Genomic DNA, 13,419 nt, shown 5'->3' on the forward strand with positions numbered 1-13,419 from the left:
GACCGACGGGACGCCGTACACCTTGTTGCCGGGCTTGGCGGCGGCCGGACCGGAACGGCCGGTCAGCACCAGCCGCTCCGCACCGCGACCGGCCAGCCAGCGCGAGACGTGCCCGGCGATCGCACCCGTGCCACCGGTGATCAGCACCGTCCCGCGCGGCGCCCAGCTCTCCTCGGAGCCGCGCTGCGGCACCCGCGAGAGCCGACGGCCGAGGATCCCGGCCGTCCGGACGGCGACCTGGTCCTCGCCGCAGCCGGCCAGCACCGCCACCAGACGGGCGCCCGCGCGCTCGTCGAGCGTCTCGGGCAGGTCGACCAGACCGCCCCAGCGCTCCGGGTGCTCCAGGCCGACGACGCGGCCCAGACCCCAGACCTGCGCCTGCACCGGGTTGGCCAGCGCCTCACCCGGGCCGGCCGCCACCGCACCGCGGGTCGCCAGCCACAGCGGCGCAGCGATCCCGGCGTCACCCAGCGCCTGGACGAGGGCCAGCGTCGACGCCAGGCCCCCGGCCACCACCGGGTGCTCCGGCAGCGGCGCCTCGTCCAGCGCCAGCAGCGACAGCACACCGGTCACGGCGGAAGGCTCCACCGCCGCGCCCAGCAGCGTCGCCACCCCGGCCCGGTCCGCGGTCCCGGCCGGGACGTCGACCACGACGACCTCGGCCCCGCGGCCGGCCAGCGCGGACGCGTACGGCTGACCGTCGGTGCCGGCCGGCACCGCGAGCAGCCACGTGCCCGACAGCACCCGGGCGTCGGGCTCGGCGATCGCCGCCCAGTTCACCCGGTAGCGCCAGCCCGCGGTCACCGAGCGGTCCAGCTCCCGGCGCCGCCAGTGTGCGAGTGCGGGGAGCACCTCGTTGAACGGCCGGCCGCCGTCCACGGCCAGCGTGTCGGCCAGCTGCGTCAAGTCCCCGCCCTCGACGGCCGCCCAGAACCGGGCCTCCGCCTCGGTGCTCGCACCGTCACCGCCGAGGACCGAGCCCGCCGAGGTCGGCAGCGCCAGGACGCCCTGCGGCCAGTACCGCTGGTGCCGGAAGGCGTACGTCGGCAGGCCGACCAGCTCGCCGGCGGGCAGCACCACGCGCCAGTCCACGGTGGCGCCCTGGACGAAGGCCTCGGCGAGCGAGGTGAGCAGACGCTGGGCGCCGCCCTCGTCGCGGCGCAGGGTGCCGCAGACGGCGGCAGGCACCGCGCCCGGGCCGGCGTCCAGTGCGACCTCTTCGAGCGTGTCGTTCATCGCGCCCAGCAGGACCGGGTGCGGGGTCACCTCCACGAACACCTGGTAGTTCTGGCCGGCCAGCGTGCGGACCGCGCGGTCGAAGTGCACCGTCGCGCGCAGGCTGGCGTACCAGTACGCGGCGTCCAGCTCCTCACCCGTCAGCGTCTCGCCGGTCATGGCCGAGACCATCGGGACCCGGCCACGGCGCGGGGCGATCCCGGCCAGGACGGAGGTGATCTCCTCCTCCAGCCGGTCCACCTGAGCGGAATGCGAGGCGTAGTCCACGGCGACCATCCGGGCGCGCACGCCCTCCGCCTCGAACTCCGCCTTCAGCTCCTCCAGGCCCTCCGGATCGCCCGAAACCACCACCACGGCAGGGCCGTTGACGGCCGCCAGGGAGAGACGCTCGCCGAAGCGGGCGATCCGCTCCTCGACCACCGACGCCGGCCGGCTCACCGACAGCATCCCGCCGAGACCCGCCAGCACCTTCAGCGACTGCGAGCGCAGCGCCACCACCCGGGCGCCGTCCTCCAGCGACAGCATCCCGGCCACCGTCGCAGCGGCGATCTCGCCCTGCGAGTGACCCACGACCGCGTCCGGCGTGACGCCCGCGGCCTCCCAGACCGCCGCCAGCGACACCATCACAGCCCACAGCGCCGGCTGGACGACGTCCGCCGCCTTCATCTCCGGCGCACCCGGCGCCCCGGCAAGGACATCGTCCAGCGACCAGTCCACGAACGGCGCCAACGCCTCCGCACACTCCGCCAGCCGCGCCGCGAACACCGGGCTGACCTGCGCCAACTCCCGGCCCATCCCGACCCACTGCGACCCCTGACCCGCGAACGCGAACACCGTCCGCGCACCCGGCCGCGCCACACCCGACACCACCGAACCCGACGGTTCACCGGCGGCCAGGCTCTGCAGCCCCGACACCAGCTCGTCACGCCCGGCACCGACCACCACGGCCCGGTGCTCGAACACCGACCGCGTCGTCGCCAGCGACCACGCCACCTCGGCCGGCACCAGCTCCGGCCGCGCGGCCGCCCAGTCGGCGAGCCGCTCCGCCTGCCCGGCCAGCCCCTCGGCCGAGCGGCCCGACACCAGCCAGGCCCCGGCCGCACCGGACTCGACCACCAGCGGAGCGGCGTCCGGCGCGTCCACCTCGGCGCCGTTCTCGGCCGGGGCCTCGGCGGGGGCCTCCTCCAGCAGGACGTGGGCGTTGGTGCCGCTGATGCCGAACGAGGACACGCCCGCCCGGCGGGTGCGCTCCCCCGGCTGCCACGGCACGGCCTCGGTCAGCAGCTCCACCTCGCCGGCGGACCAGTCCACGTGCGGCGAGGGCTCGTCCGCGTGCAGCGTCCTCGGCAGCTCGCCGTGCTGCAGCGCCAGCACCATCTTGATGACGCCCGCCACGCCGGCGGCCGCCTGGGTGTGCCCGATGTTCGACTTCACCGAGCCCAGTCGCAGCGGACCGTTGTCGCCGCGCTCCTGGCCGTACGTGGCCAGCAGCGCCTGCGCCTCGATCGGGTCGCCCAGCGTGGTGCCCGTCCCGTGCGCCTCGACCACGTCCACGTCCGCCGCGGACAGGCGCGCGTTCGCCAGCGCCGCACGGATGACGCGCTGCTGCGACGGACCGTTCGGCGCCGTCAGACCGTTCGACGCACCGTCCTGGTTCACCGCCGAACCGCGGACCACCGCGAGCACCTTGTGCCCGTTGCGCCGGGCGTCCGACAGCCGCTCCAGGACCACCATGCCGGCGCCCTCGGCGAAGCCCATCCCGTCCGCCTGCGCGGAGAACGCCTTGCAGCGCCCGTCGACCGCGAGGCCGCGCTGCTGGCTGAACCCGACGATCCCGTCGGGGGTGGCCATGACGGTGGCCCCGCCGGCGAGCGCCATCGAGCACTCGCCCGAGCGCAGCGCCTGGGCGGCCAGGTGCAGGGCGACCAGCGAGGAGGAGCACGCGGTGTCGACCGTCACGGCCGGGCCTTCGAGCCCGAGCGTGTAGGACACCCGGCCGGACATCACGCTCGTGGCGAAGCCGGTCGTCAGGTGGCCTTCGGCGCCCTCGCTCCCGGTGGCCAGGCCGAGCCCGTAGGCCGACGCGAACCCGCCGACGAAGACGCCGGTCTGGCTGCCGCGCAGGGACGCCGGGTCGATGCCGGCCCGCTCGAAGGCCTCCCAGGACGTCTCCAGCAGCTGCCGCTGCTGCGGGTCCATCGCCAGCGCCTCGCGCGGGCTGATCCCGAAGAACCCCGCGTCGAAGCCGCCGGCGTCGGCGACGAAGCCGCCCTCCTGGGTGTAGGAGGTGCCGACGCTCTCGGGGTCCGGGTCGTAGAGGCCCTCCACGTCCCAGCCGCGGTCGTCCGGGAAGCGCGAGACCGCGTCCGTCCCGGTGGCGAGCACCTGCCAGAACCCGTCGGGGTCGTTCACGTTGCCGGGGAACCGGCAGGCCATGCCGACGATCGCGATCGGCTCGTCGGTGCCCGCCTCGGCCGGACGGACCGGCAGGAGGTTCACGGGCTGCTCGTCGTCGCCGACGAGCCTGGCCCGGAGGTGACCGGCGAGCGTGACCGGGCTGGGGTAGTCGAAGACGAGCGTGGCCGGCAGTCGCAGGCCTGTCGCGGAGCCGAGGCGGTTGCGCAGTTCGACGGCGGTGAGCGAGTCGAAGCCCAGGTCGGTGAAGGCCCGGCCCGGCTCGACCGCGTCGGTGGAGGTGTGCCCCAGGACGGCGGCCACGTGGGTCCGGACCAGGTCGGTGAGCAGCCGGGTCCGGTCCTGCTCGGACAGCCCGGCCAGCTGCCGGTGCAGCGAATCCGCGCCGGCGCCGCCCGAGGCGGCGGTCCGACGGCCGGCTCCGGCCGTGACCAGGGTCCGCCACAGCGGCGGGACCTCGGCGGTGCGGGCGGCCTGCGCCCGCAGTCCGGCCAGGTCCAGCCGGGTCGCGACGAGCAGTGCCTCGGGCCGGGCGGTCCCCTGGTCCATCAGGGCGAGGCCCTCGGCCGCGCTCAGGGCCACGGCACCGCCGCGGGTCAGGCGGGCCCGGTCGGAGTCGGTGAGCTGCCCGGTCAGGCCGCTCACGTTCGCCCACAGGCCCCAGGCCAGCGACGTTCCCGGCAGCCCGGCAGCCCGGCGGTCGGCCGCCAGCGCGTCCAGGAAGGAGTTCGCCGCCACGTAGTTGCCCTGGCCCGGCACACCGAACGTCGCCGCGGCCGAGGAGAACAGGACGAAGGCGTCCAGCTCCAGACCCCGGGTCAGCTCGTGCAGATGCCACGCACCGTCCGCCTTCGGCCGCATCACCGCTGCCACCCGCTCCGGGGTCAGCGACGCGATGATCCCGTCGTCCAGGACACCCGCCGTGTGGACCACCGTCCGCAGCGGACGCCCGGCCGGAACCCGCGCGAGCAGGGCGGCCAACGCCTCCCGCTCCGCCGTGTCACAGGCCACCACGTCGACCGACGCACCCAGCCCCGCCAACTCCGCGGCCAACACCACCGCCCCGGCCGCGGCCGGACCCGAACGGCTGGTCAGCACCAACCCGTCCGCACGCCCGGTGACCACCAGGTGCTTGGCCACCAGGCCGCCCAGCGTCCCCGTACCACCCGTCACCAGGGCCGTGCGGGCCCCCCGCGGGTCCGACGGCCGTTCAACTGCCGCCAGGGAGCGGGATGGACGCGTCAGGCGTCGCCCGTAGGCCGCCTCGCCGCGGATGACCAGCTCCGGTTCGCCGGCGGCGAGCGCGGTCGGCAGCGCGGCCGGCAGCGCGGCCGCGGCCCGGTCGTCGGAGACCGGGGGAAGGTCGACGAGCACCAGGCGGCCGGGGTTCTCCGCCTGCGCCGAGCGCAGCAGGCCCCGGGCCGCGGCGGCGGGCAGATCGGCGATCCGCTCGCCGGCCGAGGCGGCAACGGCGCCGCGGGTGACGACCACCAACCGGGCGTCGTCCAGGCGCTCTTCGGCCAGCCAGTCCTGGGCCAGGCCCAGCGCCTCACCGGTCGCCCGGCGGGCGGCCTCGGCCGCATCGCCGCCACTCTCCTCACCGGCGCAGGCCAGGACGACGACGGGGTCGAGCTCCGCCGCCTCGGTGGCCGCGGCGAGCTCGGCCAGGCCGGCAAAGGAGCGGACCGGCACCCCGGCCGCGTCCAGCGCCTCGGCCAGGCCGAAGCGGTCGGCGCCGATCAGCGCCCAGTCCCCGGCCGGAGCCTCGGAGGTGGAGATCGGGGCCCACTCGACGGCGAACAGCGCATCCGCCACGGCCGGTCCGGAGGCCTGGAGCTGGTCGGCCGCCACCGGGCGGGTGATCAGCGACTCCACCGACACCACCGGGGCGCCCATGGCGTCCGCCGCCGTCAGCGTCAGGCTGCCCTCCGCGTCCCGGCGCAGCCGGGCCCGGAGAACGGACGCGCCGCTCGCGTGCAGCTCCACGCCCGTCCAGGCGAACGGCAGCCGCACCTGACCGGGATCGTCGGTCCCGGTGACCAGGGCGCTGGCCTGCAGCACCGCGTCCAGCAGCGCCGGGTGCAGGCCGAACGCACCCGCGTCCTGCGCCACCGTTTCCGGGAGCGCCACCTCGGCGAAGACGTCCTCGCCACGACGCCAGGCGGCGCGCAGCCCCTGGAACGCCGGGCCGTAGCCGTACGGCCCCTCGGCCGCGGCCTCGTACATGCCGCTGACGTCCACGGCGGTCGCGCCGCGGGGCGGCCAGACGGCGAAGTCCTCCTCCGCGGCCGCCGTTTCGCCGGCGGGAGCGATCACGCCGCTCGCGTGCTGCGACCAGTCCTGCTGTCCGTCGGGGCGGGAGAAGATGTCGAGCGTCCGGCGTCCGTCCGCGTCGGCGTCGGTGAGGACCACCTGCACCTGGACGCCGGAGCCCTCCGCGGGCAGCACCAGCGGCGCCTGCAGGGTCAGCTCCTCCAGCAGGCCGCAGCCCACCTGGTCACCGGCGCGCACGGCCAGTTCCACGAAGGCCGTACCGGGCAGGAGCACGGCGCCGCCGATCGCGTGGTCGGCCAGCCACGGGTGCGTCCGCACGGACAGCCGCCCGGTGCAGACCAGGCCCGCGCCACCGGCCAGCTCGACGGCCGCGCCGAGCAGCGGGTGGCCGACCGCGCCCAGGCCGAGGGACACCGCGTCCCCGCCGAGGGCCGGCCCGGCCGCGCGCGGCCAGAACCGCTCGTGCTGGAAGGCGTAGGTCGGCAGCTCGATCCGCTCGGTGGACGGCAGGAGGGCCGTCCAGTCCACGGGCGCACCGTTGACGAAGGCCTCGGCGAACGAGGTGAGCAGGCGCGTCGCGCCGCCCTCGTCGCGGCGCAGGGTGCCGCAGACGGCGGCCGGCACGATACCCGGGCCCGCTTCCTGGGCGACCTCTTCGAGGGTGTCGTTCATCGCGCCCAGCAGGACCGGGTGCGGGGTGACCTCGACGAACAGCTGGTGGCCCTGGCCGGCGAGGGTGCGCACGGCACGGTCGAAGTGCACCGTCGCGCGTAGGCTGGCGTACCAGTAGGCGGCGTCCAGCTCCTCACCCGTCAGCGTCTCGCCGGTCATCGCCGACACCATCGGAACGCGTCCGCGGCGCGGGGTGACCCCGGCCAGGACGGAGGTGATCTCCTCCTCCAGGCGGTCCACCTGCGCGGAGTGCGAGGCGTAGTCGACGGCGACCATCCGGGCGCGCACGCCCTCCGCCTCGAACTCCGCCTTCAGCTCCTCCAGGCCCTCCGGCTCACCCGAAACCACCACCGCGGCAGGGCCGTTGACCGCGGCCAGCGAGAGGCGCTCTCCCCAACGCGGGAGTCGTTCCTCGACCACCGCGGCGGGCCGGCTCACGGAGAGCATCCCGCCGAGACCGGCGAGCACCTTCAGCGACTGCGAGCGCAGCGCCACCACCCGGGCGCCGTCCTCCAGCGACAGCATCCCGGCGACCGTGGCCGCCGCGATCTCACCCTGCGAGTGACCCACCACAGCGGCGGGCGCCACACCCGCGGCCTCCCAGACCGCCGCCAGCGAGACCATCACGGCCCACAGCGCCGGCTGGACGACGTCCGCGGCCTTCATCTCCGGCGCACCCGGCGCCCCGGCGAGGACATCGTCCAGCGACCAGTCCACGAACGGCGCCAACGCCTCCGCACACTCCGCCAGCCGCGCCGCGAACACCGGGCTGACCTGCGCCAACTCCCGGCCCATCCCGACCCACTGCGACCCCTGACCCGCGAACGCGAACACCGTCCGCGCACCCGGCCGCGCCACACCCGACACCACCGAACCCGACGGTTCACCGGCGGCCAGGCTCTGCAGCCCCGACACCAGCTCGTCACGCCCGGCACCGACCACCACGGCCCGGTGCTCGAACACCGACCGCGTCGTCGCCAGCGACCACGCCACCTCGGCCGGCACCAGCTCCGGCCGCGCGGCCGCCCAGTCGGCGAGCCGCTCCGCCTGCCCGGCCAGCCCCTCGGCCGAGCGGCCCGACACCAGCCAGGCCCCGGCCGCACCGGACTCGACCACCAGCGGAGCGGCGTCCGGCGCGTCCACCTCGGCGCCGTTCTCGGCCGGGGCCTCGGCGGGGGCCTCCTCCAGCAGGACGTGGGCGTTGGTGCCGCTGATGCCGAACGAGGACACGCCCGCCCGGCGGGTGCGCTCCCCCGGCTGCCACGGCACGGCCTCGGTCAGCAGCTCCACCTCGCCGGCGGACCAGTCCACGTGCGGCGAGGGCTCGTCCGCGTGCAGCGTCCTCGGCAGCTCGCCGTGCTGCAGCGCCAGCACCATCTTGATGACGCCCGCCACGCCGGCGGCCGCCTGGGTGTGCCCGATGTTCGACTTCACCGAGCCCAGTCGCAGCGGACCGTTGTCGCCGCGCTCCTGGCCGTACGTGGCCAGCAGCGCCTGCGCCTCGATCGGGTCGCCCAGCGTGGTGCCCGTCCCGTGCGCCTCGACCACGTCCACGTCCGCCGCGGACAGGCGCGCGTTCGCCAGCGCCGCACGGATGACGCGCTGCTGCGACGGACCGTTCGGCGCCGTCAGACCGTTCGACGCACCGTCCTGGTTCACCGCCGAACCGCGGACCACCGCGAGCACCTTGTGCCCGTTGCGCCGGGCGTCCGACAGCCGCTCCAGGACCACCATGCCGGCGCCCTCGGCGAAGCCCATCCCGTCCGCCTGCGCGGAGAACGCCTTGCAGCGCCCGTCGACCGCGAGGCCGCGCTGCTGGCTGAACCCGACGATCCCGTCGGGGGTGGCCATGACGGTGGCCCCGCCGGCGAGCGCCATCGAGCACTCGCCCGAGCGCAGCGCCTGGGCGGCCAGGTGCAGGGCGACCAGCGAGGAGGAGCACGCGGTGTCGACCGTCACGGCCGGGCCTTCGAGCCCGAGCGTGTAGGACACCCGGCCGGACATCACGCTCGTGGCGAAGCCGGTCGTCAGGTGGCCTTCGGCGCCCTCGCTCCCGGTGGCCAGGCCGAGCCCGTAGGCCGACGCGAACCCGCCGACGAAGACGCCGGTCTGGCTGCCGCGCAGGGACGCCGGGTCGATGCCGGCCCGCTCGAAGGCCTCCCAGGACGTCTCCAGCAGCTGCCGCTGCTGCGGGTCCATCGCCAGCGCCTCGCGCGGGCTGATCCCGAAGAACCCCGCGTCGAAGCCGCCGGCGTCGGCGACGAAGCCGCCCTCCTGGGTGTAGGAGGTGCCGACGCTCTCGGGGTCCGGGTCGTAGAGGCCCTCCACGTCCCAGCCGCGGTCGTCCGGGAAGCGCGAGACCGCGTCCGTCCCGGTGGCGAGCACCTGCCAGAACCCGTCGGGGTCGTTCACGTTGCCGGGGAACCGGCAGGCCATGCCGACGATCGCGATCGGCTCGTCGGTGCCCGCCTCGGCCGGACGGACCGGCAGGAGGTTCACGGGCTGCTCGTCGTCGCCGACGAGCCTGGCCCGGAGGTGACCGGCGAGCGTGACCGGGCTGGGGTAGTCGAAGACGAGCGTGGCCGGCAGTCGCAGGCCTGTCGCGGAGCCGAGGCGGTTGCGCAGTTCGACGGCGGTGAGCGAGTCGAAGCCCAGGTCGGTGAAGGCCCGGCCCGGCTCGACCGCGTCGGTGGAGGTGTGCCCCAGGACGGCGGCCACGTGGGTCCGGACCAGGTCGGTGAGCAGCCGGGTCCGGTCCTGCTCGGACAGCCCGGCCAGCTGCCGGTGCAGCGAATCCGCGCCGGCGCCGCCCGAGGCGGCGGTCCGACGGCCGGCTCCGGCCGTGACCAGGGTCCGCCACAGCGGCGGGACCTCGGCGGTGCGGGCGGCCTGCGCCCGCAGTCCGGCCAGGTCCAGCCGGGTCGCGACGAGCAGTGCCTCGGGCCGGGCGGTCCCCTGGTCCATCAGGGCGAGGCCCTCGGCCGCGCTCAGGGCCACGGCACCGCCGCGGGTCAGGCGGGCCCGGTCGGAGTCGGTGAGCTGCCCGGTCAGGCCGCTCACGTTCGCCCACAGGCCCCAGGCCAGCGACGTTCCCGGCAGCCCGGCAGCCCGGCGGTCGGCCGCCAGCGCGTCCAGGAAGGAGTTCGCCGCCACGTAGTTGCCCTGGCCCGGCACACCGAACGTCGCCGCGGCCGAGGAGAACAGGACGAAGGCGTCCAGCTCCAGACCCCGGGTCAGCTCGTGCAGATGCCACGCACCGTCCGCCTTCGGCCGCATCACCGCTGCCACCCGCTCCGGGGTCAGCGACGCGATGATCCCGTCGTCCAGGACACCCGCCGTGTGGACCACCGTCCGCAGCGGACGCCCGGCCGGAACCCGCGCGAGCAGGGCGGCCAACGCCTCCCGCTCCGCCGTGTCACAGGCCACCACGTCGACCGACGCACCCAGCCCCGCCAACTCCGCGGCCAACGCCGCCGCCCCGGCCGCGGCCGGACCCGAACGGCTGGTCAGCACCAACCCGTCCGCACGCCCGGTGACCACCAGGTGCTTGGCCACCAGGCCGCCCAGCGTCCCCGTCCCACCCGTCACCAGGGCCGAGGCCCCGCCGTTGCGGGGTGCGTGCAGGTCGGCGGGGACCGTGAGGACGAGCTTGCCGGTGTGGCGCGCCTGCTGCATGAAGCGGAACGCCTCACGCGCCCGCCGCACGTCCCAGGCCCGCACCGGCAGCCTCGTCAGCTCGCCGGCCGCCATCAGCCCGACGATGTCGCCGAGCATCGCGCCCATGCGCACCGACCCGGCCTCGCCGAGGTCGAACGGCCGGTAGACGACCCCGGGGTGCCCGGCCGCCAGCACGTCGGCGTCCCGCAGGTCGGTGCGGCCCATCTCGACGAACGCGCCGCCGCGCGGCAGCAGCCGCAGGGAGGCGTCGGTCAGCTCGCCCGCCAGGGAGTTGACGACGATGTCGACGCCCGCGCCGCCCGTGGCGGCAGCGAACTCCGTCTCGAAGCCGGCGGTGCGGGAGGAGGAGATGTGCGCCTCGTCCAGGCCCAACCCGGCCAGCACCGGCCACTTCGCCGGGCTCGCCGTCGCGAAGACCTCCAGGCCCAGGTGGCGGGCGATCTGCACCGCCGCCATGCCGACACCACCGGCGGCGGCGTGCACCAGCACCCGCTGGCCGGCCTTCGCACCGGCCAGGTCCACCAGCGCGTACCAGGCCGTCATGAACGCCACGGGCACCGACGCGGCGTCGGCGTAGGACCAGTCGGCCGGGATGCGCACCAGCTGCCGCGCGTCGGTGACCACCACCGGGCCGAAGCCGCCGGCGGTGACACCCATGACGCGGTCGCCGACCGCCAGTCCGGTCACCCCAGGGCCGAGTTCGAGCACCGTTCCGGCGATCTCACTGCCCATCACACCGCCGCCCGGGTACATGCCCAGGCCGATCAGCACATCACGGAAGTTCAGCCCGGCGGTGCGGACCGCCACCCGGACCTGCCCGGCCTCCAGCGGCGCACCCGCCTGCGGCGCCGCCGCGAGGACCAGGCCCTCCAGCGACCCGCCGGCATCCGGCTCCAGCCGCCACAGACCGCCCTCCGGCACCGCCAGCTCGCCCGCCGGGCGGGCCAGCCGCCGTCCGTAGACGGCCCCGCCGCGCACGGCCAGCTCCGACTCGCCGGTGCCGAGCGCCGTCGGCAGAACGGCCACGGCCTGGTCGCCGGAGACGGCGGGGAGGTCGGCCAGGACCAGCCGGCCCGGGTTCTCCGACTGCGCCGAGCGCAGCAGACCCCAGACGGCCGCCGCCGGCAGATCGGCGATCCGCTCACCGGCCGAGGCGGCGACGCCGCCACGGGTGACGACCACCAACCGCGCCGCCTCCAGCCGTTCCTCGGCCAGCCAGCCCTGCACCAGGCCCAGCGCCTCGCCGGCCACCCGCGCGGCAGCGTGCGCCGGGTTGTCACCGTCCTGGTCGTTCTCGTCACCGGCGCAGGCAAGGACCAGCGCGGGCTCGATCTCCCCCGCCTCGGCCGCGGCGGCCAGCTCGGCCGGCCCCGGGAAGGAGCGGACCGGCACCCCGGCCGCGTCCAGCGCCTCGGCCAGACCGAAGCGGTCGGCGCCGATCAGCGCCCAGTCCCCGGCCGGGGCCTCGGAGGCGGCGAGCGGCGTCCACTCGACGGTGAACAGGGCATCCGCCACGGCCGGTCCGGAGGCCTGGAGCTGGTCGGCCGCCACCGGGCGGGTGATCAGCGAGGCCACCGACACGACCGGCTGGCCGTCCGCGTCCGCCGCCGCCAGCACCAGGTTCCCCTGGGCGTCCCGGCGCAGCCGGGCCCGCAGCACGGACGCGCCGGCCGCGTGCAGCTCCACGCCCGTCCAGGCGAACGGCAGCCGCACCTGACCCGGCTCAGCGTCCTCGCCTCCGCCGACCAGGCCGCTGGCCTGGAGCACGCCGTCCAGCAGCGCCGGGTGCAGACCGTACGCCCCGGCCTCCGACGCCACCGACTCCGGAAGCGCCACCTCGGCGAAGAGCTCCGCGCCGCGGCGCCACACCGCCCGCAGCCCCTGGAACGCCGGGCCGTAGCCGTACGGGGTGTCGGCCAGCGACTCGTACATGCCGCTGACGTCCACGGCCGTGGCCCCGCGCGGAGGCCAGACCGCGAAGTCCTCCTCCGCCGCTGCGGTGCCCTCGGCGGGGGCGACCAAACCGCTCGCGTGCTGGACCCAGGTCGGCTGCGCGTCGGCGGCATCGGGACGGGAGAACACCTCGACCGTCCGGTGCCCGTCCGCATCGGCGGCGGCCACGACGACCTGCACCTGCACCCCGCCACCGTCGGCCGGGAGGATCAGCGGCGCGTGCAGCGTCAGTTCCTCCAGCAGGCCGCAGCCGACCTGGTCGCCGGCGCGGACCACCATCTCGACGAAACCGGTGCCCGGCAGCAGCACCGCCCCGCCGACCGCGTGATCGGCCAGCCACGGGTGCGTCCGTACCGACAGCCGCCCGGTGCAGACCAGGCCCGCGCCACCGGCCAGTTCGACGGCGGCACCGAGCAGCGGGTGCCCCACCGCGCCCAGGCCCAGGGACACCGCGTCCCCGCCGAGGGTCGGCCCCGCGGCCGGCGGCCAGAACTGCTCGTGCTGGAAGGCGTAGGTCGGCAGCTCGATCCGCTCGCCGGCCGGAAGGACCGCCGTCCAGTTCACCGGGGCACCGTTGACGAAGGCCTCGGCGAGCGAGGTGACCAGGCGCGTCGCGCCGCCGTCGTCACGCCGCAGCGTGCCGCACACCGCGGCGGGCACCGCGCCCGGGCCCGCCTCCTGGGCGACCTCCTCGAGGGTGTCGTTCATCGCACCCATCAGGACCGGGTGCGGGGTCACCTCCACGAAGACCTGGTGGCCCTGGCCGGCCAGCGTGCGGACCGCACGGTCGAAGTGCACCGTCGCGCGCAGGCTGGCGTACCAGTAGGCGGCGTCCAGCTCCTCGCCCGTCAGCGTCTCGCCGGTCATGGCCGAGACCATCGGGACCCGGCCGCGGCGCGGCGTCACCTGCGCCAGGACGGCGCGGATCTCCTCCTCCAGCCGGTCCACCTGCGCGGAGTGCGAGGCGTAGTCCACGGCGACCATCCGGGCGCGCACGCCCTCCGCCTCGAACTCCGCCTTCAGCTCCTCCAAGCCCTCCGGATCGCCCGAAACCACCACGGCCGAGGGGCCGTTGACAGCGGCCAGCGAGAGACGCTCACCGAAGCGGGCGATCCGCTCCTCGACCACCGACGCCGGCCGGCTCACCGACAGCATCCCGCCGAGACCCGCCAGCACCTTCAGCGACTGCGA

Annotated in this window: 1 protein-coding gene; it reads right to left on the minus strand. The window is 76.1% G+C overall.

Annotated elements, in window-relative coordinates:
• The coding region (locus tag ABZ885_RS25035) for a type I polyketide synthase (RefSeq protein WP_360192696.1) at positions 1–13,419 on the minus strand (13,419 nt) is incomplete at both ends.

The organism is Kitasatospora sp. NPDC047058 (genome assembly GCF_040643935.1).
Taxonomy (GTDB): domain Bacteria; phylum Actinomycetota; class Actinomycetes; order Streptomycetales; family Streptomycetaceae; genus Kitasatospora.